Raw genomic sequence first — 24,428 nt, forward strand, 5'->3', positions numbered from 1 at the left:
TCGCCGCCAACATCGACCGAACCTCATCCGAGACCGCCATAGCAGATCAACGAATGGAAATCCGTTAAGCAACGCGTTGTTCTCCGACGAGCCCTTATCGGGCGTGATTACCTGCCTGCGCTACGGCTCGCCCTCGGCGGCGGCCAGACCTTGGAACATCGGAGGCGCTCCGACCAGGGACGGCCGCGGTGCGCGCTCAAGATCGGCCGAACGGCGTGGCCGGGGACTGTTGGGCGGCGTGGCCGGGGACGGCCGAACGGCGTGGTCAGGGGCGGCCCAGCAACGCGCCCAGGCTGGCGTCCGAGGCGGCCAGCGCGTCCCGGTCGAACGTACTGCCGGACGCGACCAGCTCCACCGCCCCCGTCCGCTCGATCAACTCCGCGAGCCTGCTCTCCACCCGCGCCGCCGTCCCGATGATCGCCGCCGCCACGGTCTGCTCCACGTACTGCTGCTGCCGCGCGGACCGCCGACCGGCCCGGACCGCGGCCACCGGCTCCAGCGGCGGGAACACCCCCGTGGTACGGCTCTGCGCCATGGCCCACGCCTCCGGCAGGATCAGTTCGGCAGCCTCGTCAGCGGTATCCGCGATCAGTACGTCGACACTGACCGCCACCCGGGGCTCCGCCTGTTGAGCCGACGGCCGGAAGTCCCGCCGATATCCCGCCAGCGCCTCCAGCCCCGGCGCGGGATCTCCGCCCACCCCCAGCAGCGGCCCGCCGACGATCACCGGGAGCCCGGCCTCGGCGGCGACCCGCAGCCCGGTCCCGGTGGCCAGCACGTGGAGCGGAACCGGCCCGTCCGGCTGCGGATGCAGCGTGACTTCCGCCGTCCCACCGAGGAATCCCCGTAACTCGGCGATGTCGGCCGCGAAGTCGCTGTCGCCCTGCCGCAGGGCCCGGCGTACCGGGGCGGTGAAGCCGGGGGAGCGGCCCAGCCCCAGGTCGACCCGGCCCGGCGCGAAGGCGGACAGGGTGGCGAACTGCTCGGCGACGACGATCGGCTGGTGGTGCGGCAGCATCACCCCGGCCGAGCCGAGCCGGATGCGCGAGGTGGCGCCGGCGACAGCGGTCAGCAGCACGGCCGGGGCCGCGCCCGCGATGCCGGCCACGCCGTGATGCTCGGCGACCCAGAACCGGTCGTACCCGAGTCGTTCGGCGTGGGCCGCCCGCGCGACGGTCCCGCGGAGCGCCGCCGCCTCGGTCTCACCGGCGCGGGTACGGGACCGGTCCAGCAGCGAAAGCTTGATCACGAAGGGTGCAGCGTCCCAGGCCGGCCGCCTGTTCCCAGGTCAGGCGGATCAGGAGACGGGCCGCGGGCCGGGAGGCGGGCGCGGGTCAGGAGGCGCGCCGGGCGGGCAACCGGAACATCGGGTCTTCTCCTCAGCGGCAACGGCGTGGAGAATCGGTCGCCGCCGATCATCACCGACCCGGGGACCGGACCATGCCTTTCGATGGGTTCATCTCGTACAGCCATGCCGCCGATGGGCGTCTCGCGCCTGCCGTGCAGCGTGGCCTGCACCGGCTGGCGCGGCCCTGGCACCGGCGCCGGGCGTTGTGGATCTTCCGGGACCAGACCGGGCTGGCTGTCACGCCGGGCCTGTGGTCGTCGATCCAGACCGCGCTGGACGGCTCGCAGTACTTCGTGCTGCTCGCCTCGCCGGAGGCGGCCCGCTCGCCGTGGGTGAACAAGGAGATCGAGCACTGGGTGACCACGAAGTCGCCGCAGCGGATCCTGCCGGTGCTGACCGACGGCGAGTGGCGGTGGGACACGGCGGCCGGTGACTTCACCGGCGACTCCACGGCGGTGCCGGACGCGCTGCGCGGGGTGTTCGCCGAGGAGCCGCTCTACCTGGATCTGCGCTGGGCCCGCGACGACCTGCACCTGAACCTGCGGCACGCCCGGTTCCGGGACTCGATCGCGCAGCTCGCCGCGCCGATGCACGGCGTCAGCAAGGACGAGCTGGAGAGCGAGGACGTGCGGCAGCATCGGCGGGCCCGCCGGCTGTGGTCGGCGGCGACCGCGACGCTGGTGGCGCTCGCGATGGTGGCCTCGCTCACCGGGGTCCTCGCGATGCGCAACGCCGGCCGGGCCAACGCCGCGGCGGTGGAGGCGCATCGGCAGCAGCGGATCGCCTCCGAGCAGCGCGGCAGCGCCGAGCGGGCCACCGAGGAGTCCCGCCGGCAGCAGCAGAACGCCCAAACCCAGGAGGAGCGGGCGCAGGCGGCCGCGGAGGAGACCCGGCGGCAGGAGCGACTGGCCGGCGAGCAGCGCGCGCTGGCCGACGAGGCGGCGGCGGAGGCCGCCACCCAGCAGGAGAACGCCGGCCGGCAGGAGGAGAACGCCCGGCGGCAGCAGGAGAACGCGAGACGGCAGGGGGAGAACGCCCGGCGGCAGCAGGAGAACGCCCGGCGCGCGGCGGAGGACGCCCGGCGCGAGCAGGAGAACGCGCGCCGCCACGAGGAGGACGCCCGCCGGCAGAAGGAGAACGCCCGGCGGCAGCAGGAGGACGCCCGCCGGAACGCCGAGGACGCCCGCCGGCAGAAGGAGGACGCCGAGCGGCAGAAGGGCAACGCCCGGCGTGCCGAGCAGGAGGCCCGGCGGCAGCAGCAGCTCGCCGACCAGGCGGAGAGCCGGGCCCGGGAGCAGGAGCAGCTGGCGCGGCACCACCAGAAGCTGGCCGCGGAGGCGACCGAGGAACGGCAGCGGCAGGAGAAGATCGCCCGCGAGCAGGAGGCACTGGCCCGGGAGGCGGCCGAGGAGGCCCGCCGGCAGCGGGAGGAGGCGGCGCTGCAGCGGCGGATCGGGATCAACCAGCGGCTCGTCGAACGGGCCCGGGCGATGATCGGCGACGATCCGAGGAAGGCCCTCATGCTGGGGGTGGCCGCCCAGCGGCTGCACGCCGACGCCCCGACGAAGGACCAGCTCAGCCACCTCGTCATGTCGACGAACTACGCCGGGGCCCTGGATGGCGTGACGGATGTCGTCAGCGTCGCGGACCGGGTGCTCGCCACCGCGGACGCCGCCGGGACGGTGTCGCTGTGGAACGTGGCGGATCCGGCGAAACCGGTCCGGCTGACCCGGTTGCCGGCCTCCGGCGCGGCGGACACCACCCTGGCGGTGAGTACCGGCGGGCAGACCCTCGCGATCGCCGACGGAAGCGCCACCGCGACGCTGTGGAACATCGAGGACCACACTTCCCCGGTACGGGCGAAGCCCCTCACGGACGCAGCGGGGATCGTCGCCGTGACGTTCAGCCCGGACGGCCGTACCGTGGCGACCAGCAACCGCGACAAGTTCACCGTCCTGTGGGACGTCCCGCCCGGCCGGGACCCGGTCGCGCTCGCCACGCTGCCGCAGGCGTCCGCGCTGACGTTCAGCCCGGACGGCCGGACCGCGGTGACCAGCGGCGCGAAGGCCACGGTGTGGAACCTGGCCGACCGGGCCGCCCCGGTGGCGCTCACCACGCTGACCGGCGCCCGTCCCGGCGGTCTCGTCGCGTTCAACCCGAAACTGGCCGTGGTCGCCGTCGAGGAGGACCTCGGCTGGATGGCGCCCTGGGACCTGCGGGACCCGGCCGCACCGAGACGCGGCTCCGGCGTGGAGCCCAAGGTCAGGGGCTCCACCCTCACCCGGATCGGGTTCAGCCCGGACGGGCTCGCGCTGGTTCTCAGCGATTCGAGTGGGACGACGACCCTGACGAACTTCTCGCTCGGCTCGCTGCCGGGCCAGGCCACCTCGCTGGGCAGGATCGCCACGCTGACCGGCCGGGACGGCCCGATCCGGTCGATGTCGCTGAGCCCCGACGGCCAGATGCTGTTCACCGCGGGCCAGCGCGGGACCGCGACGCTGTGGCGGATCCGGGGCGCGTTCGGGCGCGACCCGATCGCCGCGTTCTCCCGGCCGTCTCCCGCGGACGTCGTCGGTGTGGCGTTCGGCCCGGACGGCCGGAGCGTGCTCGCCGCGGACGCGCCGGGCACGGCCGTGACCTGGGACCTGACCGATCCGGCCCACCCCGTCGAGCGTCCCGCCCAGACGTTGAACACCGGCCGGATCCAGCTGATGAAGCAGAGCCCGGACGGCCGTACCCTGGCCGTCGGGGGCATGGACGAGGTGGTCTGGCTGCTGGACCTGACCGCCCCGGACGGTCCCGCCGTGCTGACCACCATCGGCAAGGGCGGCGAGGACGTCAGCGCCTTCACGTTCAGCCCGGACGGGCAGACCCTGGCCATCGGCCGGGCGGACGGCACCACGACCCTGTACGACCTGGCCGACCGATCCCGGCCGGCCACGATCACCAAGGTCACCGACCGCGGCGTCGTGAACGTGATCACGTTCAGCGCGGACGGCCGCACGATGGCCGTCGGCGCCGGGTACATCGTCTCGCTGTGGACCCTGGCCGACCGATCCGCCCCGGTGCGCCACGCGGAGTTCGGCACCGGTGACCTCGTCTTCGCCGCGGCGCTCAGCCCGGACGGCCGTACCCTCGCTGTCGGCGCCGGTTTCACCGGCTCGGTGGCCCTGTGGGACATCGCCGACCTGGCCCGGCCGCACCGGACCGCCACGTTCCAGGGCACCGACAGCGGGACGCGCTGGCTGGGGTTCAGCCCGGACGGGCACACCCTGGCGACGGCGGGGATCAGCGAGGCCCGGCTGTGGGAGGTCACCGACCGCAGCACACCGTTCCGGTACGCCACCCTGGCGAACCCCAAGCTGAAGACCATCGACCTCACGTTCAGCCCGGACGGCCGCACCCTCGCCGCCGGTGGCAGCCGCCACGTCACGCTCTGGGACTACGCGGTGCCGCCGGACCTCGCCGCCGCCCCGGACACCCACGCCTGCGCGATCACCGGCCGGGGTCTGAGCGAGGAGGAGTGGAACCGCTACATCCCCGAGCTCCCCTATCAGCCCACCTGCTGACCGATGCGGGCTCCGGCACGGGTGGTGCGAGAATCGGCGGCGTGCCGGTGGGGGAGAAGCGGACGCGGCGTCGGGGGCGGGTCCTCGAGGAGGCGATCCTGGACGCCGCGTGGGCGGAGCTGGCCGAACGCGGGTGGTCCGGGTTCACCGTCGAGGGTGTGGCCGCGCGGTCCGGTGCGGCGAAGTCGGTGATCTACCGGCGGTGGAGCGGGCGGGTCGAGCTGGCGCACGCCCTGCTGGCCCGCGGCGGGGCGGCGACGCCGGAGACCGTCGAGTCCCGGGGCGACCTGCGCGCCGATCTGCTGGCGTTCCTGCGGGACACGGTGCGGTTCCTCGGCGGGCCGTTCGGCGACGCCTCCCGGGGGATCGTCATGGAGGGCGATTCCGGTCACCACGCGAGTGTCTTCGGTGGCCGGGTCCTGGCCGCGCTCGTCGGTGAGCTGGTCGACCAGGCCCGCCTCCGCGGTGAGATCAGCGGCTCGCCGTCACCGCTGGCGCTCAACATCGGTCATGCCGTGGTGATGTGGGAGTTCACGCTCACCCACCGCCTGCCGGCCGACGACGATCTCGCGCGGCTCGTCGACGAGGTGTGGTTGCCGGCGATCCGCTCCGCGCCGGCCTGACGCGGAGCGGTTCACCTCGAGGACCTTTCCCGGTACGGGGTCAGCACCACCGGCCCGATCAACCCGGTGCGCTGCCAGTCCGCCATCCGGTAGTTGCTGTCGCCGCTCGCCCGGACCGCGTTGAACATCGTGGTGGCGACCCGTACCTCGATCGTGTTCCGTCCCGGGCGGAGCCGGGTGCCCAGGTCGATGCGGTCCCGGTCGGACTGGTTCACCACGACGGCGCTGCCGTTGACGGTGACCGCGACGGTGTCCAGCACGTCACCGAGCGCCAGGTAGGCGCCGGTGGCCGGCCGGTCCGCCGGGAGCTCGACCGTCGTGGTGTAGACGCCGATGCCGGACGAGGTGCTGAGATCGACCGGCCCGGTGATCTCCCGCCAGGACGGCAGCCGCCCGTCCGGCCCGGCGGTCACCGTGACCGCGGGCTGATCGGTCTTCACGGTGGTGTACTGGTTCTCGCCCGGCGTCCAGGTCTGCGCCCGCAGCGTCCAGGAGTTCAGCGCCTGCCCCGCGGCGATCTCCCGGCTGCCGGTCACCGCGGATCCCGTCCCGAGCCGGGCGGACGGCTTCGCCACCGCGAGGATGACCTTGTCGTAGGCCGGGACGCGGACCCGTACCGTGATGCCGTTTTTCCCGGTCTTGTGGTCTTCGACCCGGGTGATCCGCCCGGTCCACGTGTCGAGCAGGTAGGGCGTGCCGGCGCCGGTGAGGGTCAGGTCGGTGGTGACAGTGGCGCCCGAGCGGTTGTAGACGTAGTCGTAGGTCACGTCCCGGTCCGCTCGCCGCACCAGCCCGAGCGCCGGGGACGGCTCCGCCGGTGTGACGGCCGGCCGGATCCCGGCCGCGGCGAGCGCGGCGGGCAGACCGGCCTCGTCGGCGACCCGGGTCACCGTGCGCTGCGCGAGCAGATCGGCGACCACCCGGGTGAGCCGGGCACGGTCCGGGCCGGCGCCGGTGGTGGCGCTGGGCGCCCCGCCGGTCACGAAGATCCGCAGACCCTTCCTCGCGAGCGTGAGCAGCCGTTCCGCGTCGGCCACCGCCATCGTCGTCTGGTTGTTGAGGACCAGAGCCCGGTAGCCGAAGTCACGGACGGACATCCCGCCGAGGAGGCGCGGCGTCAGATATTCGTACGTGTACCCGGCGCTCGACGTCGCGGAGCTCGTGCCGAGCAGGTGCTGGGTGGGCTGCTGGGTGCCGGTGCTGCGGCCGGCCAGGCCCAGGTCCTCGTAGTAGACGGCCAGGTCGGCGACGCTGCGCCCCTGGCGGAGCACGAGCTGGGTACGGGCCAGCGACGTGTTGATCGCGGCGTAGTCGGACCAGTTGGCCTGGCGCGGGCCGAACTCGTCGTTGACGTTGAGCACGCCGAAGATGTCCCACGGGTGATAGCCCGGCCAGGACCCGTCCCGGCCCGAGGTCCCGGTCCCGGCGGGGGCGTCCCGGTACGGGTAGCCGTGCCAGACGAGCTGGTTCACCCCGCCGGCGTACGCCTTGTTGACGCTGTCCAGCAGACCCTGGGAGTACCTGCCGCCGAGCTGGCTGCCGTCGCCGCCCTCGCCGTACTGGCCGCCCACGTTGGGACCGGCCACGCTGGAGCGGTAGTTGCCGAGGAACGCGGCGCAGCACTCGGTCGAGACGATGTTCTTCCCGGCGGCGTGGGCCCCACCGGCCAGGACGCGGTAGTCCTGCTCGGCTCCGGCCGGGTTGGCGCTGCCGAAGTTGAGCGACTCGCCCTCGGCGATGCCGGCCGCCGCGGCCGCGTCCCCGGAGGCGATGGGCGTGCCGTAGGACTGGACCCGGAACTGCAGGCCGTGTCCCCGGGCCCAGCGTTGCATCGGGGTGACGTACTCGGTGGTGTAGAGGTCGCTGAGCGTCTGCCGGTAGTCCTCGCGGACCTGCGGACCGATGCCGGCCAGCTCGAACGCGGGCGTCTCGTCGCCCTGAAGACCCGCTCCGGCGAGGGCCGGGAGCAGCAGCGTGGGGTCGTACCCCCGCAGTCGTTTGAAGCTCTTGAGGAAATCCCACGTCCACTTCTGCGTGCTGCCGAGCTCGAGGGAGTCCTCGAAGACGGCGCCGCCGCCGATGCGGGCGAGGTTGCGCCGGACCTGCGGGGTGAGGATGTCGCGGTCCCAGAAACGCGTCTGGATGGTGACGCCGCCACGGTTCCAGTGGTCGACGACGTAGTTGGGCTGGGTCGCGGTGTAGCCACCGCTCTGCGCGATCAGCCCGGAGGCCGTCTGGAGCAGGTCGATGACCACCCACGGGTTCCCGTTGCCCGGCCGGAACGTGTGGGTGAGCCGGTCGCCGCGGACCCGGTCGGTGACGTCGGCGACCGAGGCCGGATCCAGCGCGACAGCACCGGCGTCGCCGGGCGCGCAGGCCGTCGCGCACTGGGCCACGAGCGTGGTGATCCTCGTCGTGCGGGCCGCTGTCACCGCTGCCGCACCGATCGGGTGCCCGGCGCTGAGCCGCGAGATCCGCAGCTCTGCGCAGGTCGCGGTCCGGTCGCCGAGCGCGGTGACGGTCACCTTCTCCGCGCCGACGGTGACCGTGTCGCCGGGTGCGAAACCGCCGAGGCTCTCCAGGCGCAGGACGCGGTCGCCGGCGGTGGCGGGCGCGCAGAGTTTCGCCGTCACCGACGGCGGCGCGGTGGTGGGCGCCGGCAGCGCGCCGGTCCGGGTGCTGCCGGCGGCGTTGAACTCCCGGCCGAAGATCACCTGCTGCTCGGCCTGGGGCTGGTTGAAGCTGTTCAGCGTCGGCACGGTCGGCGGGTAGGCCGGGCCGAGATTCTGGTCGACGGTCAGCCCGAGGGCGGCGGCCTCGCCGGTGATGACCTCCATCTTGTGCGCCCAGGACGGGGTGCCCCAGCCGTACTTCGCCAGGAAGGCGTTCGTCTGGTTGCCGGCGCCCGGGACGACGAACGGGGAGACCTCGACGCCGCCGGCGCCACCCGCGGCGATGTCGCGCAGCTCCCGGCGCAGTTCGTCGTCGTCGGTGTAGGCGAGCGGCATCCACCAGCGGTACAGCGGTTTCACGCTCATCGGGGGCGTCGCGAAGGTGGCGGGGGTCAGCACCGGGGTGGCGCCGGTGTCGTACGCGGTCGCCGGGGCGCTGGGCGCGAGCGCGGCGGAGAGGGTGAGCGCGGCGGAGAGGGTGAGGACGGCGGTCAGCGCCGCGGCGAGGCGGGGCCGCGGCGAGTGACGTGGAGACATGCGATCTCCCGGGTGAAAGGTTTCAAGTGGTGGCCGTCACACTAGAGCCCTCGGGCCGTCTAAGCAACGGTCAGTTGCTTATCGGGTACGCGCCATCGCCGCCGCCCTTGATCATCTGTACGGTGGCCCGATGCCAGTCAGTCAGGTGCGGAATGTCGACGAGTTGAAGCGCTGGATCGCTGACGGGAAGCCGTACCAGGAGATCATCGACACGTATCAGGAGAAGTACGGGATCCTGCTGAAGAAGCCGATGCTCTCGGCCTTCCGGCGCCGGCACGGCATCGGGATCCGCATCGTCCGCGACAACGACCTGATCCCGTGGAAGCTGGAAGAGGCGGACCGGCGCCGCTACCAGGCGGACATGCTGCGGGCCGAGGCGCGCCGCCGGGCCGGCAGGCAGTTGAGCCCCGCGCTGGAGGCCAAGCTCGACCGCTTCCTCCGCCGGCTCGCCGAGGAGCGTGTGGTCGTGCACTACGACCCGGAGTCCGCGGAGGGCTTCTGCTACGTGCCGGCCCGCCCGGGGATCGACACCGATCTGGTGCGGGTGCCCGAGAAGATCACCAAGACCACGATCCGGGCGGACACCGAGTGACCGATGCGGTTCACCTCAGGGGTACGGGTGACCGGCGTGCCGTTCGCGGCCGGGTTCGCCGAGGCCGCCGATCAGCCGTCCCGGGTCGAAGCGGACGAACCGGGGCTCTCCGCCCGGGTATCCCGCGCCGGCTCTGATCAGATCGGCGGGGCGCAGGCTCGGCCACCGCCCGGTGTCGACGCGGTGTTCGAGCGCGTGCAGCGCGGTGAGGTACTCGCTGGGCCGGAACGCGCAGTGCCCGGACGCCTCCACGACCAGGCCGCGGAACCGGTCCGGCCGGTACCGGGCGTGCTCGGCGTACCAGTCGGCCTGCTCGACCGGCACCAGTTCGTCGGCGACCGTGTGGATCTCCAGGTGGGGTACCCGCAGCTCGCCGTGCGGCATCGAGGACCGGCCCAGATCCGCGACGGCCCACGGGTCGGCCGTGATGTCGGCGGTCCGGGTGAGCCGGCCGAGCTCGGCCCGCAGGTCCAGGCCGGCCGCCCGGTACAGTGCCGCCACCTGTGCCGACTGCCGGCTGCCGGCGAGCAGGGCCCGGTAGTCGACGCCCTTGGTGAAGGCGGAGTTTCCGCCCGCCGACAGTTCGATCTGCTCGCGGGCGGTGACGTAGCGCTGGAGGGCCCCGGAGGTCAGGATCCGGTACTGGTGCTCCTGCTGCGCCGCGTAGTCGCGCGGCGCCGGCCGGGCCTCGCCCCGGGCCCAGCCGGTCAGGTTGAACAGCGCGGCCGCCAGGGCGATCCGGGCGCGCCCCGGCGCGGTGTTCTGCGCCTCGGCGACCAGGGCGGTGATGTCGGCGGCGGCCTGCGCGGCCTGTTCCGGGCCGGTGTACCGGACCAGCGGGATGTCACGGCCGGGAGCGAGCAGCTCGGTGAGCGCGTGCAGGCCGTCGAGCTGGTAGTTGTTGAGGTTCAGGCCCCCGGCGACGATCCCGCAGGTGGAGAGCGCGCCGTCGATGACCGGCCGGTGCTGGTGGGCCTGCCGGGTGCTGACCAGTCCGCCCATCGACTGGCCTACGGCGAGGGTGCGGCGGGGCTCGCGGCCGAGCAGCGCGGTGAACGCGGCGAGGGCGGCGGCCTGGTCGCCGGGCGCGGTCTCCAGGGCCCACAGGGTCGGCCCGGAGTACGACGACCCGACGAGCGCGTATCCCTCGCCGAGCAGGAGATCGCGGACCTGGTCGTTCGGGGCGTCCTGGGCGCGCAGCGGGCCGAACCCGTGTGCGAACAGCAGAACGGTGCCGTTCCAGCGCTCGGGGACGTGACCCAGCCAGGTGGCGCCACTGGCAAGCGTGCCGCGATGCTCACCCGCTGGTGGCGCGGCCGTGGCGGGTGCCGGTGCGAGCACCGCGGCGACCGTCAGGACGACGGCGAACAGCAGGGGACCCACGCGTCTCATGTCGATATCCTTCGATGGGCGACGCCCGCTATCGTCACGCCGCACCGCCGCGGACGTCAATGCGCCCCCTGCCGTCCGGTGAGGCCACCTCCCCCCGTGTGGAGGTGGCCTCACCCCCCGTGGAACGCGTTCCAGTGCGGCCCGGCCAGCTGATCCGGGCGGAGACCCGTGGCGCAGTAGGCGTCGCCGGCGTCCGTGCCGCTGATCCCGTCCGGGCTGTCGCCGTCGCGTCCACCGGCGACGGCCGCCCGGCCCGGCCCCGTCACCGCCAGCGCCAGACCGGTGGCGAGCAACGCCATGACGGCGGTCTGGACGGTCAGCCGGCGAAGACGTCCACACATCGGGCATCCCTTCGGTGCTGGTCCGCACCGGGCTCCCCGGCCCTGTGCCGCTTCCCAGGCAACCGGGTGGCAGCGTTGTTCAGTAGCCCCGGCCCGGACTAAACAACCGCAGGTCAGCGGGGCGGAAGGCGGAACGTCTCCCGTTCGGCGGCGGTCAGGGCACGGGTGACCAGCGTGCCCGCTACGGCGCGGACCCCGGCGATCGGGCCGCAGACCCGGCACTGCCAGATCCGGACGGTGCCGTCGTGGTGCGCGGTGATCAGCCGGTCGCCGGGAAGGAATTCGGCCTGCGCGACAGTGGAGCCGTGACCGCGTACGGTGACCAGCTCCTGCCCGGTCGTGGCCTCCCAGATCCGGACGCCGCCGTCCTGGCCGCTGCTGGCGAGCAGCCGGCCGTCCGGGCTGAACGCGACGCTCCAGACGGTGTCGCGATGGCCGTGCAGGGAGATCGGTGGACCGTGACCGCCGGTCGGCCAGATCCGCACCGCGCCGTCCTGGCCGCTGGCCGCCACCCGGCTGCTGTCCGGGCTGAAGGCGACCGCCCAGACCTGCCGGCCGGGCGGCTGGTCCTGGATGGTCGTGGTGGTGCCGGTGCCGTCGGCGGGCCGGACGTGGACCGCGCCGTCGCCGCCCGCGCTTGCCACGAGCCGCCCGTCCGGGCTGACCGCGATGCCGCCGATGCCGCCCCGGTGGCCCTGCAGGATTCGGGGCCGGGCGCCGGCGAGCGACCAGACGTGGATGGTGCCGTCGTGACCGGCGCTGGACACGTGTTGCCCGTCCGGGCTGAAGCTGACCCCGGACACGGCGCCGGTGTGGCCGGGCAGCGCGGCGCGCAGGTCACCGGTCCGCGCGTTCCAGACGCGTACCGTCCGGTCCGTGCCGCCGCCGGCCACCCAGCGTCCGTCCGCGCTGACCGCGACCGCCGAGACCTCGCCCTTGCTGCCTTCGAGCAGGGTCGGGGCGGCGGTCCACGGGTGCTGCCAGACCCGTACCGTGCCGTCCGCCCCGCCGGCGGCCAGCACCCGCCCGCCGGCGTCCGCGTCGACCGACCAGACCGGTGCCCGGCTGCCGCGCAGGACGAACGGGTCCGCGGCGGCGGCGGGATCCCAGAACCGCAGCGTGCCGTCGGTGCTGGAGCTGGCCAGCCGCCGCCCGTCCGGGCTGAAGGCGAGGCTCCACACCGCGCCGTCGTGCCCGCGCAGCACCACCGGGTCCTGGTCGCCGAGCACACTCCAGATCCGGATGGTGTTGCTGCCGCTGTGGCTGCTGGCCACCCGCCGGCCGTCCGGGCTGAACGTCACGGTCTCGACGGAGGAGTCGTTGCCCCGCAGGATCACCGGAGCTCCACCGCCGGTGACCGGCCAGACCCGGACGGTGCCGTCGTCGCCGGCGCTGGCCAGCAGCCGCCCGTCGGGGCTGAAGTCCACCTTCTTGACCGCGCCCTCGTGGCCGGAGAGGGTCGTCGGTGTGCCCCGGCCGGACGCGTTCCAGACGCGGATCGTGCCGGTGCCGCTGCCGGCGATCCGGGTCCCGTCCGGGCTGAACGCGACGCCGAGCACCGGGCTGCCCAGCGTCAGCGTCGTCAGCGGCCGGCCCGTGATGTCCCAGATCCGCACCGTGCCGTCGCCGACGGCGGCGGCCACCCGCCGGCCGTCCGGGCTGAACGCGACAGCGTGCACGGCGTCGCCGATCGGCGACCGGAGCATCCGCGTGTAGCCGGTGGCGATGTGGATCGCCGAGACCAGGCCCGCGGCGCCGCCCACCAGCAGCCAGCTGCCGTCCGGGCTGAAGGCGAGGTCGTTGAGCGCCGCGCCGGCGGCGGGGAGGACCAGCGGGGTGACGCGCAGCACGTCCGGTGCGGCGCGTTGCCACAGCCGGACCGTGCCGTCGACGCCGGCGCTGGCGACCACGTCGCCGTCGGGGTGGTACGCCACCGCCAGGACCTGACCGTGGCCGGTGGGCACGACGGCCCGTACCCGGGAATCCGTCACCGCCTGGCGCAGCGCCGCCTGCGCCTGCGCGGTGGGCTGGGTGTCGTAGGCCTCGATGGCCAGCAGCAGGGCGACCTCCTGGTCGACCCCGGCCTGAGCGGCGGCGTTGGCCACCAGCTGATGGGAGCGGGCCAGGTCGCGCTGCTGGTGGGCGCGGGAGGCCTGGACGCCGGCGACGGCGGCGAGCACCGTCATCACCACCACCCCGGCGGTCAGCGCGGTCAGGGTGAGCCGCAGGCGGCGCCGCCGAGCGGTCGCCTCCCGGGTCCGCCGGTCGCGGCTGGCGGTCAGGAACTCCCGTTCCAGGGCGTTGAGCCGCTCCGGGTCGCGGCCGTCCCAGGCGGACAGCGGAGCGCCCCGGTACAGCGCGCCGCTGTCCCGGTGATGCGACCGCCAGGCCCGGCTCGCCTCGGTGAGCCGGCGGTGCAGGCGCAGCTCGTCGCGGCCGCCGTGCAGCCAGTCGTCCAGTCGCGGCCAGGCCGTGATCAGCGCCTCGTGGGCGATCTCGACGGTGTCGGCGTCGAGCACCAGCAGGCGCGCGCCGGCCAGTGCGGCCAGGACCGTGCTCGCCCCCGGCTGGTCCAGTTCGTCGCGCTGGACCCGGCGCCGGGTGTCCGGCACGCCCTCGCCGAGCGTGACCAGCCGGGTCAGCACCTGGTGCACGGTTTCCCGCTCGGGCGGGGCCAGCCGCTGGTAGACCGATTCCGCGGTCTGGGCGATCGCGCCGCTCATCCCACCGGCGGCCTCGTACCCGGTCACCGTCAGGACGTCGCCGCGACGGTGCCGCCAGGTCTCCAGCAACGCGTGCGACACCAGCGGCAGGGCGCCGGGCTGTCCCTCGGCGTCGGCCACGATCTTGGTGACCAGTGCCCGTTCGACGCTGAGCCCGGCCCGGCGCGCCGGCTCGGTGACCACGTCGCGAAGCTCGTCGGAAGTCAGCGGGCCCACCGGGATGTTGGCCCCGGCGAGCAGGCCGGCCAGCGGCGCGGACTCGGCACACCGGGCGTAGAAGTCGGCGCGGACCGCGATCACCACCCGCCGGTCCGGCCCGGTGGCGTGTCGGTCCGGCTCGGCGGCGTCCCGGAGCTCGGTGATGAAGGCGTCCCGCTCGGCGGGGTCGCGGCAGAGCGTGAACAGCTCCTCGAACTGGTCCACCACCAGCAGCCCCGGGGCCGCGTCGAGGGCCCGGCGCAGCGCCTTGTGCGGGTCGGCGCCGGGGGTGAACACCGTGACCGGACCGTGCCCGGCGTGGTCGCGGCGCCACGCCGGGATGAGGCCGGCGCGCACGAGCGAGGACTTGCCGCTCCCGGAGGCCCCGAACACGGCCACGAAACGGTGCCGGTCCAGCGTCTCCAGCAGCCGCGCGAGGATCCGCTCGCGTCCGAACAGGAGGTCCGCGTCGTCGGCGCCGTAGCTGATCAGGCCGAGATAGGGCGGCCGCGCGCCGGATGCGCCGGCCTGCCGCTGGGCGGCCGCCAGTTCGGCGGAGGCCCGCCGCCACCGCTGCTCCCAGGCGGACCCGTCGCCCCCGCACGCCCGGACGAACGCCAGGGTCACCGGCAGGCTCGGCAGCTGCCTGCCGCCGGCGGCGGTGGAGAGGGCCGCGACCGAATAGCCGCTCGCGGCGGCGAGCGCCCGGTATCCCGGGTTGCCCGCCTGCCGGCGCAGGTCCCGCAGTTCCGCGGCCAGCAGTTGCACCGGGCCGGCCGCGGGATCCAGCGAACGTTCCGGACGCGGCATCCCATCCCATCCCGTTGACTCGATGCGTGGGGTTCAGCATCTCGGGAGATGAGCGGAAAGTGCCGGTGATGTCGGATTGTCGTCGCGCTTCTACGATGGTCGATGTCTGCCGGATCGGGGAGGGGAGCAGATGGCGCTGTTCGACGACGCGTACGCGAGGAACCCGCACCCGGCCCTGGCCGAGCTGCGGCAGGCCGGCCCGGCGCACCGGGTGACCTCGGCGGCCGGGACCCCGTTCTGGCTGGTCACCCGCTGGGACGAGGCGCGCCGGGTGCTGACCGATCCGTCGCTGTCCAAGCAGCAGCCGGTCGACCGGCTGCCCCCGCCGCTGCGCGCGGCGCTCTCCACCCAGATGCTGCTGCGCGACCCGCCGGACCACACCCGGCTGCGGCGGCTGGTCTCGGCGGCCTTCACTCCGCGCCGGATACAGGAGCTGGCGCCGTGGATCGAGCGGATCACCGAGCGGTTGCTCGGCGACGTGGACACGGTGTCCGATCCGGATCTGATCGACCGGTTCGCCGTACCGCTGCCGTTCGAAGTGATCTGCGAGCTGCTCGGCATCCCGGTGGCCGACCGCGGCCCGTTCCACGCCTGGTCCACCGTGATCATCACGGGTGGCGCCGACATGGCCGGCGCCATGTCGGCGATCGTCGCCTACTTCCGGGACCTGATCGCCGGTAAGCGCGCGCAGCCGGCCGGCGACCTCCTCAGCGCGCTGCTGGCGGGCGGCGGCCTCACCGACGACGAACTGGTCGGCATGGCCCTGCTCATGCTGGTGGCCGGCCACGAGACCACGGCCAACCTGATCGGCAACGCCGTGTACCTGCTCTGCCGGTGGCCGGACCAGCGCGCGCGGGTGCTGACCGACCCCGATCTGCTGCCCGCCGTGATCGAGGAGGTGCTGCGGATGGCCAGCCCGGCGGCGACCAGCACCTACCGGATCACCACCCGGCCGATCACGCTGGGGGACACCACGATCCCGGCGGGCGAACAGGTGCTCGTCTCGCTGCTCGCTGTCAACCGGGAGCCGGGCCGGTTTCCCGACCCGGACACGTTCGACCCGGATCGGGGCGACGGCGGGCATCTCGCTTTCGGACACGGCGTCCATTTCTGCCTCGGCGCGCCGCTGGCCAGGCTGGAGGCCCGGATCGCCCTGGGGCGGCTGCTCGCCCGGTACCCCGGCATGCAGCCGGCGGTTCCGCCGGAGCAGCTGCGCTGGCGGGCCGGCCTGCTGATGCACGGCCTGGAGGCCCTGCCGGTCCGCCTGCGCGGCGTCCGCTGATCGCGCCCTGTCACGCCCCCGGCAGGCGCAGGCCCGGCACCGGGAATCGCCGGGCCGCCGTCGCGGTCCGGGCTGCCGGTGCTGTCACTCCGAACGCGGCGAAGGTCAGCTCGTTCAACGCCTCGTCGAAGTCGCCGAGCCACGGGTTCACCGAGACGGTGAGCTGCGTCGCGGCGTCCGGTGTGGAGAACGAGTAGCTGAGGTACCCGAAGATGCCGCCGCTGTGCCCCCAGAGGATCTGGCCGCCGGGCAGGATCTGCTGGTAGATGCCGAGGCCGTAGGCGGCCTCGCCGACCGGGTTCGCCAGCATCTCGGTCAGCTGCGGGCGGCGCAGCAGCCGGCCGCCCAGCAGGGCGCGGTAGAACCGGTTGAGGTCCGCCGTGGTGGAGACCATCTCCCCGGCGGACTGCGCCATCGACGGGTTGAGGTCGGTGAAGTCCAGCGGCACGATCTCGCCGTCGCGCTCGATCGGCTCGTACCCGTGCGCGTGCGGCCCGTCGATCGTGACGTCGGTGCCGGGCACCTCGGTGCCGCGCAGGCGGAGCGGCCTGAGGATGCGACGATCAACCTCCCTGCCGTACGCCCGGCCGGTGACCTTCCGCACGATGAGGCCCAGCAGGATGTAGTTGGTGTTGGAGTACGACCACGACGTGCCCGGCTCGAACACCGGCGGCCGGGCGGCGGCCAGCGCCACGAGCTCCTCCGGCCGGAACGTGCGGTACCGGGCGGCCAGCACGTCGTCGATGCTCGCGAACAGCGCCTCGGTGTAGTCGAAGATCCCGCTGGTGTGCTGCAGGAGGTTGCGGATCGTGATCCGGGCGCCGTTGGGTATCGCGCCCGGCAGCCACCGGTCCAGCGTGTCGTCGAGGCGCAGCCGCCGCTCACCGGCGAGCTGCAGGATCACGGTCGCCACGAACGTCTTGGTGATGCTGCCGACCCGGAACTGCCCGCCGGCCAGCGGCCGGGCCGGACGCCCGAGCTCCGCCACTCCGCTGGCGCCGTGCCAGCTCCCGGACGGGCTGTCCACCCGGGCCAGCGCGGCCGTGGCGCCGGTCGCGACGATCCGGTCCAGCGCGGCCTGCAACGCGGCCCGGTCCAGTCCGCCCGGCCCCGCCCCGGCGCGGTCCGGTCCGCCCGGCGCCACCCCGGCCCGGGACGCTTCGGCTCGGGACGCGGTGCCGACACCGGCGGTGAGCGCCGCCGCGGCGGCGCCGGCCAGAACGGATCTACGGCTGAGCATGATGATTCTCCCCCCGGACAGTGACTTCTGTCGCCACCGACGCTGCCAGCATCAGTGACCAGATTCAATGTCCGAGAGCCCTGGGCGCGCCCCTAAGGGAAGCCCCGCACTGATAGGTTCGGTCCCGTCGACCGATGCTGACCAGGTACCGATGTTGACCACGTCTGGAGACGCGCTCATGGGTGAGGTGGCCCTACGGCCGGTCGACGATTCCGATCTGGACGCCCTGTTCGATCAGATGCGCGACCCCGAGTCGGTCACGATGGCGGCGTCGCTGCGGGTGCTGCGCAGGGCCGGATTCACCCCCGTCGGTACGGATGTCGGGTTCGCGAACGCGCGGAGCGCCGAGATCGAGGAGACGATCCTGCGCCTGGACGAGCCGGCCCCGTAGTCCCGGCGGCGGCCGTGCCCATCGACAGCCACCGTTCAGAATGTCGCCAGAGCGAAGATCGCCGCGAGCGCCAGCACGACGCCGATCGCGGCGCCCGTGGCCTGGGTTCCCAGCACCAGCCCGGAACGCGCCGACCGTGATCGGACGACGATCACCGCCGTGCTCAGCGCCATCCCGACGAGCATCACCGGCAGGCCGACGAACATGCCCATGACCAGGAGAAGGCCTTGCGTGTTGAGGCATTGGACGCCCCGGCATCCGGGCGGCGCGCCCTCGGCGGAGAACGCGACGACCAGGTAGACCGCCGCCGCCGCGAGCCACCAGCCCGCCGAGACCAGCAGCGCCCGGCTCCGGACCTCACCGGCAGCGGGCCGAGCAACCCCGTCATCCCCGTCCGGACGGCTCTCCGGGTGGTGCGCGCTTCTCACGGGCACGCCGATCGAACGCTCTTTACATGGATCATGGCGGCGACCCTACGCCGCGGTTGTGCGCGATTCGTGGAGATCCCGGGGCGAACAGGTGCACGGCTCACCGACCCTCCGACATCAGCGATGGAGCGCGGACGAGATCACACACAACGTCACCGTGTGCCCGCGTCCCCGCCAGAGCCGAGACCCGGTCGCACGCACGGCTTCGATGAGTCCTCATCCGCGCCGGACACCGCGGAACTCGTCCACCCACTGCGGGGTGCGCCTGGTGACTCGAGTGTAGGGAGCCTGTTCGGGCGTGTTCCGATCAGTGCGGATGTGGCCGTCCCGGTTCCCGGTCGGGCGAGTGCGCCGGTCCACTGGTGCGGACAGACATCCATCGATATAGGAGTCGAGATGTTCAGTACCCGCAACGCACTGCTCCGGCTGGCCGCGGTCAGCACCGTGGCCGCCGCCTCGGTCGGCGCCGCCGGTCCCGCCCTGGCCCGGGATGCCGCGGCGGCGGTGCCGAAGTGCCCCACGTGGTCGAACCCGGTGCCCGCCAAGGGCGCGATCATCAACATGACCGACATCCCGCTCGGCGTGTTCCACCTGGCGGACGGCAAGTGCCCCAACGGCGGTGGCGCCTACGACCAGCGGCTACCCGCGAAGAAGGACACCTTCCACTACTTCGGCTGGGCGGAGGCCGCCGGCGTGTACGTCGGGCCCGGCTACACCGGCGCGGGCTATCTCGACGGCGACCTGATCGCCACACCCGTCGACGGTCCGAACTTCGTCGTCCGTCCCAAGGGCGGGAACTGGCAGATCTACGTGTGGAAGAAGAGCTGAGCGCGTCAGCTGCTCCCCTCCGCCATGACGACGTCGGACACCCGTAGCCGGAAGCGTTCCGGCTGGCCGCCCACCTGAAAGGTGAGCTCCGAGTGCGGGCTGGTCTTCGCGCCGGTGAACCGGTACGCGTGCCGGCAGGTGGCCGGGCCGACCGTGAGGTCACGGGAGAAGGACGGGTGGTAGGCCGGCGGCTCGCTGTCCTGGACCCGGACCCGGATCGTGGCCCCCCGGTCGGCTTCCGCCGTGAAGGCCAGCGTGTAGACGTGCCCCTGGACGAGCGTGATGTCACTCCTGACGATCAGCACGTCAGCGGGGCGCTGCGTGCCGCCGGCCACCGTGGTGTCGAACCGCCCGCCGTCGGCGTCCACTGTCCCCAGGGCGGGATCGTTGATCCACCAATCCGCCCTGGCCGGCGGCTGGAGCACGTCCTTCCCCGCCGGGGCGGAGACGGTCCCCGCCGGAGCGGGGGCGGTCACGCAGTCGTCCGGCGTCGCGGCGGCGGAGCTGTCCGGGGACGGCCGTTGGGTCCACCACAGGGTGCCGGCCACACCCGTACCCGTGCCGAGAAGGAAGACCGCGGCCATGGCCGCGGCAATCGCGCGCCGCCCGGGGGAACGCGCCCCGTCGATCTCCGGCGTCTCCGCGCTCTCGGGGGTCTCCGCGGCGGCCAGCGCGGACCAGCGGGCCCGCCACCGGGCGATCTCGGCGGCGACCGACGCGTCGTCCGCCCCGGCGGCGTGCAGGCAGGCCGCCACGTACGATTCGACGAACCCCCACCGGGGCATCCGGGGCAACCGCTTGCCGGCCAGCACCTCCGAGATCGTGCTGGGCGGGAGCGGCTCCGGCCGGCTCTCCGGCGCCGAGTTCGCGATCCGCTTCTCGGCGATCTCGCTGAGCCTGCGGAACGAGGGGCGGCCCGATCCGGCCCGCAGCCGGCGCAGTGCCGCGACGAACTCGTCGGCGAGATCAGCCGACGAAGCCGGCGCATCGCCGGATCGCTGCATACCGGTCATGAGCTGGACAATCCTATCGATTCGGGAGCCTGCGTCACCCCGACCATATCGACTATCGTCAAATTGCTCACGGTGCCGGCAGGGCTGCCACCACGGCGTCGAAGAGGCCGGCGTCGCATCGGTCGCCCCGCGGCGGCGGGAGTTCCGCGGGCAGGCCGGCGGCGGGCAGGTCCCACACGACATGGGCGGCGCCCACCCGCTCCACCGCCTGGTACCACTGCCGCAGCGGCTCGGCGAGCCGGACGTGGAGGTCGAAATTGCGGCGCCGGCGCGCGGGATCGGCGTCGCGGCGGCGGCGCAGTTCGTCCTCCGCTGGTGCGGAGACCAGGACCAGGTCCGCGAACCCGAGCCGGCCGGCCGCCACCGCGCCGCGGTGCGCGTCGACCTCGGCCTGCCAATGTCGCCAGGACAGCGCGCCGATGCGGGCGAGCGACCAGGTGTAGTGCAGCTTCAGCGGGTCGTCGTCGCAGACCGCGAGGCCACTGCGGCGCTCGTGCCGCTCGGCCCGCAGCCACCGCCGGTTGCTGACCTCGCACCAGAACGCCGCTTGGTCGGCGGGGTCCGGTCCGGGAAGGTCCTCGGGGCTGGGAACGTGCTCGGGCACGGTGTCGGCCGGGAAGTGCCGGCGGCACCACGTCGTCTTCCCGGCGGCGCTCGGGCCCGTCACCACGACGATCACGCCACCCGTTCTACCGCCGCGCCGCAAGGAAATAAACAGCCCAGGTTCCTAGGATGCCGCTACGGTGTGTGACCTTCGCCCGGGGGAGTGCTACCAACCCGGCCGTTGGGTACACCGGCGCCCATGTGGTTTCCTTTGACGCGGGCGACGGGTTCTCCGGCGTACCCGTCGTCGTGGTGGCGCAGCGCTAGGTAGCAGGTGTCGGATGACTACTCTGACAGCACACTTCGACGTACCCATCGGCCCGGATTCGCCCCGGACCTCTCGCAAGGCCGTCGTCGGCGTGCTCCACGTCTGGGGCTACTCCGACGAGCTGTGGACGGCCGACGTCGCCGTGGTGGTCAGCGAGCTGGTGACGAACGCCGTCCAGCACGGCGCCGGGTCCGTGGTGCTCGAGATCGAGGCCTACGGCGATCAGGTGATCGTCTCCGTCGCGGACGGATCCTCGATCATTCCCCGCCGGCGTGAGCCCGACGGCCGCGGCGGGCGCGGGCTGGCGCTGATCGAGGCGTTGACGCGGCGCTGGCACGTCGAGGAGTACCAGGGCGGCAAACGCATCCGTGCCCAGATGCCGCCCTACCCGGATGCCGGCGGTCCGGGCACGGCGGCCGGCAGCGGCAGGGAGCACCCGTGAAGATCACATCGCAGTACGCCGACGGTGTGGCGCGGTTGCTCGTCTCCGGTGAGCTGGACATGTCCACGGCGCAGTACCTGCACGATCAAGTGGCGGCGGCGCTGGCCGGGACCGAACCCCGTACCCTCGTGATCGATGCCGTTGATCTTGATTTCTGCGACTCGTCGGGCATCCAGGCGCTCGTGCTGACCCATCGGCGCGTCACTCAGCGTGGCATCACGTTCCGGCTCGCGAACGCGCGCGGCGTGACCCGCCGGACGTTGCAGATCACCGGCGTTCTCGACGTGCTCACCGGCCCGCCCGAGGACTGAGGGCGGGCGGCAGCGGCTGATCAGCGGTTGGCTTTTTCGGCCAGCAGCGCTGTGGTCAGCGCCTCGGTGGCCCATGCCTCGGACTCGTCCAGCGACCAGCCGAGGTCGTCGGTGCGGATGAAGTAGGCGGCGTTGCACAGGTGCAGCCACAGGAGGTCGGCCGCGCGGGCCGGGTCCACGCCGTCGCGCAGGCCGCCCAGGGCGGCGAGCCGCTCGGCGACCAGCCGGAAACCACCGCGCATGCTGTCGTGGGCGATCTCCAGGGTCTCCCGCACGCCCGGCTCGCGCGGGGCGGCGGCGACGACCTGCCGCATCAGCGCCGACCACTGATCGAAGGTGGTCCGCGTCGCGTGGACGATGAACCGGATCAGCTCCGCCGGGTCGGTGATGGCCTCGATGCCGGCGATGACCTCGGCGACGTCCTGTGCCGCGGTGCCGTCCGCGATCAGGGTGCGCAGCAGGCCGTGTTTGCCGCCGCCGACCGCGTAGACGGTGGCGGGCGCGACGCGAGCCGCCGCCGCGATCTCTTCGACGCGGGTCTCGAAATATCCGGTGCGCACGAACAGGTCCCGCGCGGCGTCCAGGATCGCCTGGCGGGTCAGTTGGGCGTACTCGGCTCTTCGTCCGCGGGGGCCGGATGTCATGTCGCGATCATAGCTGCTACTTTTCATCAGAGTTAGCTCTACCGAATAGAGCTGGCGCTGGTCAATGAGGAGTTCTGATGCGAGCGGTGTGGTTGACGGCCTTCGGGCCCCCGTCGGTGCTGCGGGTCCAGGACACGCCGGATCCGGTCGCGGCCCCGGGCGAGGTGCTGATCGCGGTGGAGTTCGCCGGCATCACCTGGATCGAGACGATGTTCCGGGCGACCGGCTTCGGCCCGTTCCCGGCGCCGCCGATGATTCCCGGCAACGGGGTCGCGGGCACCGTGCTGGCGGCCGGCTCGGCGGAGGTGGCGCACCTGGTCGGCAAGCGCGTGGTGACCGGCACCGGCGGGTCCGGCGGCTACGCCGAGCTGGTCGCCGTTGACGCCGGGCAGGTGATCGAGGTGCCGGCCGGTGTCGCGACGGAGGACGCCGCCGCGCTGCTGGCCGACGGGCGTACCGCGCTCATGATCATGGAGGCGGCGGCGGTCCGCCCGGGCGACCGCGTGCTGATCGAGGCGGCCGCCGGCGGCGTCGGGTCGCTGCTGGTGCAGCGGGCCCGCGCCGCCGGCGCCGAGGTGGTGGCCCTCGCCGGCACGGCCCGCAAGCTGGACGTGGCACGCGGGCTGGGCGCCCGGCACGCCGTCGACTACCTCGAGCCGGGCTGGCCGGACGCGGTCCGGGCGGCCGTCGGCGAGGTCGACGTCGTCCTGGACGGTGTCGGCGGCGCCGTGGCCGAGACCGCGTTCGGCCTTCTCGCCTCCGGCGGCCGGATGATCAGTTTCGGATTCAGCGCGTCGACCGGGTGGCCCGACGTCCCGGACGAGGCCGCCGCGCGTCGCGGCATCCGGGTGCGACGCGGCGTCTTCGCGTCGCCCGAGGAGCAACGCCGGCACACCGTGGCGGCCCTCGACCTGGCCGCGGCGGGCGCCCTGCGAGCCGTCGTCGGCCAGCGGTTCCCGCTCGAGCGGGCCGCGGAGGCGCACACCGCGATGCAGTCCCGTGCCGCTGTCGGAAAGACCCTGCTGACCGCCTGACCGGCGGTACCTACCCCTGCGAGGAAATCATGCGAATCCTGTTCACCAGCGTGCCCGCTTTCGGTCACCTGCTCCCGATGCTGCCCCTCGCCCGCGCCGCCGTCCGGGCCGGCCATGAGGTGGCGCTGCTCACCCATCCGTCCCTGCGCGACGCGGCGCCGGATCTCACCCTGCTCCCGGCCAGCCCCAGCATGCCGGAGACGCTGGCCGACGTGACCGGGCGGACCCGGCTGGACGCTCTGCAGGACATGGCCCGGGGCGCTGTCGAGTTCTTCGTCGAATCCCGGCTGAACCTGGGCGCCGCCGAGGCCCTGGCCGCCGCGGACGCCTTCGCGCCGGACTTCGTCGTCGCGGACATGGTCGACTTCGTCGGGCAGCTCGTCGCGGCCTCCCGCGGCATCGCGTACGCCGTCCACGGCTCGACCCTGCCGCTCGCCGAGCCGCTGCGCCTCGCCTTCGAGCAGCGGATCAACGACAAGTTCCCCGGGTACGGGGTGACGCGCACGCCGCCGGTGGCCTTCGTCGACCCGTGGCCGGACAGCCTGTTGCGCCCCACCGACACGTTCCCGGTGACCAGGATCGCGATCCGGCCGGAACCGCACACCGCCGAGGGCCCGGAATGGACCGCGCCGCGGTTCCCCGGGCCCGGCACCCGGCCGACCGTGCTCGTCACCCTCGGGACCGTGGTCGAGGACGCGGACGCCCTCGCCGCCGTCGTGGCCGCGCTGCGCCGGCTGGACGTCAACATCCTCGTCGCCCCGGTCCACGGTGCCGAGGCGTCCGCCGGCGACCGGGTGCGCACGGCGGGTTTCGTACCGATGAAGCAGCTCCTCGGCGCCGCCGACGTCGTCGTGTCGGCCGCCGGCGCAGGCACCGTCCTGTCCGTCCTGAGCGCGGGGCTGCCGATGGTCCTGTTCCCGATGGGCCTGGACAAGCCGGTCAACGCCGAGCGGGCGGCCGAAGCCGGCGCGGCAGTCGTCGTCACCGGCCCCGGCGAGATCGCCACGGCGGTCGAGAAGGTCCTCGCCGACCCGTCCTACCGCACCGCGTCGGCCGCCGTGGCCGCCGAGATCGCCGGGCGCGCAACACCCGGCGAGGTCCTGGAGCTTCTCCTGGGCCGTCGGTGACCGTCCGGCGCG

20 protein-coding genes are annotated in these 24,428 nt (G+C 73.5%); 10 read left to right on the top strand and 10 right to left on the bottom strand.

Going from position 1 to position 24,428, the window contains the following annotated elements:
* Nucleotides 1-265 precede the first annotated feature (265 nt).
* Nucleotides 266-1,249, bottom strand: a complete 984-nt coding sequence (locus tag AB0F72_RS25650) for an MsnO8 family LLM class oxidoreductase (protein ID WP_360435867.1) — start codon at nt 1,247-1,249, stop codon at nt 266-268.
* 191 nt (nt 1,250-1,440) lie between these two features.
* Here AB0F72_RS25650 and AB0F72_RS25655 point away from each other — a divergent pair, with 191 nt between their 5' ends.
* Together AB0F72_RS25655 and AB0F72_RS25660 are read left to right on the top strand one after the other, a co-directional pair.
* The gene (locus AB0F72_RS25655; protein WP_360435869.1) at nt 1,441-4,917 is read left to right on the top strand and encodes a TIR domain-containing protein; all 3,477 of its coding nucleotides are present in this window, start codon (nt 1,441-1,443) and stop codon (nt 4,915-4,917) included.
* Between the two features lie 41 nt (nt 4,918-4,958).
* Nucleotides 4,959-5,540 carry a TetR/AcrR family transcriptional regulator gene (locus AB0F72_RS25660; protein ID WP_360435871.1) on the top strand — a complete coding sequence of 194 codons (582 nt, stop codon included), beginning with the start codon at nt 4,959-4,961 and terminating at the stop codon, nt 5,538-5,540.
* An 11-nt stretch (nt 5,541-5,551) separates the two neighbouring features.
* Here the strand turns inward: AB0F72_RS25660 and AB0F72_RS25665 are convergent, their stop codons facing one another.
* On the bottom strand, nt 5,552-8,749 hold the full coding sequence (locus AB0F72_RS25665) for a glycosyl hydrolase (protein ID WP_360435873.1): 3,198 nt from the start codon (nt 8,747-8,749) through the stop codon (nt 5,552-5,554).
* Nucleotides 8,750-8,879: 130 nt separating this feature from the next.
* Here AB0F72_RS25665 and AB0F72_RS25670 point away from each other — a divergent pair, with 130 nt between their 5' ends.
* Nucleotides 8,880-9,341 carry a hypothetical protein gene (locus AB0F72_RS25670; RefSeq protein ID WP_360435875.1) on the top strand — a complete coding sequence of 154 codons (462 nt, stop codon included), beginning with the start codon at nt 8,880-8,882 and terminating at the stop codon, nt 9,339-9,341.
* A 15-nt stretch (nt 9,342-9,356) separates the two neighbouring features.
* Here the strand turns inward: AB0F72_RS25670 and AB0F72_RS25675 are convergent, their stop codons facing one another.
* The 3 genes from AB0F72_RS25675 to AB0F72_RS25685 all read right to left on the bottom strand — a co-directional run bounded on the left by AB0F72_RS25675 (nt 9,357) and on the right by AB0F72_RS25685 (nt 14,805).
* Nucleotides 9,357-10,733 carry a hypothetical protein gene (locus AB0F72_RS25675; protein WP_360435877.1) on the bottom strand — a complete coding sequence of 459 codons (1,377 nt, stop codon included), beginning with the start codon at nt 10,731-10,733 and terminating at the stop codon, nt 9,357-9,359.
* 110 nt (nt 10,734-10,843) lie between these two features.
* Nucleotides 10,844-11,074, bottom strand: coding sequence for a hypothetical protein (locus AB0F72_RS25680; protein WP_360435879.1), 231 nt, complete (start codon nt 11,072-11,074; stop codon nt 10,844-10,846).
* A gap of 113 nt (nt 11,075-11,187) precedes the next feature.
* Nucleotides 11,188-14,805, bottom strand: a complete 3,618-nt coding sequence (locus AB0F72_RS25685) for a hypothetical protein (protein ID WP_360435881.1) — start codon at nt 14,803-14,805, stop codon at nt 11,188-11,190.
* Between the two features lie 130 nt (nt 14,806-14,935).
* Here AB0F72_RS25685 and AB0F72_RS25690 point away from each other — a divergent pair, with 130 nt between their 5' ends.
* Nucleotides 14,936-16,087 carry a cytochrome P450 gene (locus AB0F72_RS25690; protein ID WP_360435883.1) on the top strand — a complete coding sequence of 384 codons (1,152 nt, stop codon included), beginning with the start codon at nt 14,936-14,938 and terminating at the stop codon, nt 16,085-16,087.
* Between the two features lie 10 nt (nt 16,088-16,097).
* Here AB0F72_RS25690 and AB0F72_RS25695 read toward each other — a convergent pair whose 3' ends face one another.
* Complete coding sequence (locus AB0F72_RS25695; RefSeq protein WP_360435885.1) at nt 16,098-17,327, bottom strand: serine hydrolase domain-containing protein; 1,230 nt, start codon at nt 17,325-17,327, stop codon at nt 16,098-16,100.
* Between the two features lie 178 nt (nt 17,328-17,505).
* Between AB0F72_RS25695 and AB0F72_RS25700 the strand changes: the two genes are divergently transcribed.
* On the top strand, nt 17,506-17,718 hold the full coding sequence (locus AB0F72_RS25700; protein ID WP_360435887.1) for a hypothetical protein: 213 nt from the start codon (nt 17,506-17,508) through the stop codon (nt 17,716-17,718).
* 35 nt (nt 17,719-17,753) lie between these two features.
* On the opposite strand, the gene AB0F72_RS25705 is transcribed toward AB0F72_RS25700, so the two are convergent.
* Entirely contained in the window at nt 17,754-18,152 is a 399-nt protein-coding gene (locus tag AB0F72_RS25705) for a hypothetical protein (protein WP_360435889.1), read from the bottom strand.
* 390 nt (nt 18,153-18,542) lie between these two features.
* Between AB0F72_RS25705 and AB0F72_RS25710 the strand changes: the two genes are divergently transcribed.
* Nucleotides 18,543-18,974, top strand: a complete 432-nt coding sequence (locus tag AB0F72_RS25710) for a hypothetical protein (protein WP_360435891.1) — start codon at nt 18,543-18,545, stop codon at nt 18,972-18,974.
* 5 nt (nt 18,975-18,979) lie between these two features.
* Here AB0F72_RS25710 and AB0F72_RS25715 read toward each other — a convergent pair whose 3' ends face one another.
* Together AB0F72_RS25715 and AB0F72_RS25720 are read right to left on the bottom strand one after the other, a co-directional pair.
* Nucleotides 18,980-19,987 (bottom strand): carbohydrate binding domain-containing protein, encoded by a 1,008-nt coding sequence (locus AB0F72_RS25715; protein WP_360435893.1) that lies wholly within the window; start codon nt 19,985-19,987, stop codon nt 18,980-18,982.
* A 67-nt stretch (nt 19,988-20,054) separates the two neighbouring features.
* Nucleotides 20,055-20,666 (bottom strand): hypothetical protein, encoded by a 612-nt coding sequence (locus AB0F72_RS25720; protein WP_360435895.1) that lies wholly within the window; start codon nt 20,664-20,666, stop codon nt 20,055-20,057.
* 205 nt (nt 20,667-20,871) lie between these two features.
* On the opposite strand from AB0F72_RS25720, the gene AB0F72_RS25725 reads away from it, so the two are divergent.
* On the top strand, nt 20,872-21,300 hold the full coding sequence (locus tag AB0F72_RS25725; RefSeq protein ID WP_360435897.1) for an ATP-binding protein: 429 nt from the start codon (nt 20,872-20,874) through the stop codon (nt 21,298-21,300).
* A complete protein-coding gene (locus AB0F72_RS25730; RefSeq protein ID WP_360435899.1) occupies nt 21,297-21,611 on the top strand; it encodes an STAS domain-containing protein in 315 nt (104 codons plus the stop codon). The genes AB0F72_RS25725 and AB0F72_RS25730 overlap by 4 nt, the downstream gene beginning before the upstream one ends.
* Nucleotides 21,612-21,631: 20 nt before the next feature.
* Here AB0F72_RS25730 and AB0F72_RS25735 read toward each other — a convergent pair whose 3' ends face one another.
* Entirely contained in the window at nt 21,632-22,255 is a 624-nt protein-coding gene (locus tag AB0F72_RS25735) for a TetR/AcrR family transcriptional regulator (protein WP_360435901.1), read from the bottom strand.
* A gap of 77 nt (nt 22,256-22,332) precedes the next feature.
* On the opposite strand from AB0F72_RS25735, the gene AB0F72_RS25740 reads away from it, so the two are divergent.
* The gene (locus AB0F72_RS25740; protein ID WP_360435903.1) at nt 22,333-23,289 is read left to right on the top strand and encodes a zinc-binding dehydrogenase; all 957 of its coding nucleotides are present in this window, start codon (nt 22,333-22,335) and stop codon (nt 23,287-23,289) included.
* A gap of 29 nt (nt 23,290-23,318) precedes the next feature.
* Entirely contained in the window at nt 23,319-24,416 is a 1,098-nt protein-coding gene (locus AB0F72_RS25745; RefSeq protein ID WP_360435905.1) for a glycosyltransferase, read from the top strand.
* Nucleotides 24,417-24,428 lie beyond the last annotated feature (12 nt).

The organism is Actinoplanes sp. NPDC023936, assembly GCF_040639325.1.
In the GTDB taxonomy this organism is placed as follows: domain Bacteria; phylum Actinomycetota; class Actinomycetes; order Mycobacteriales; family Micromonosporaceae; genus Actinoplanes.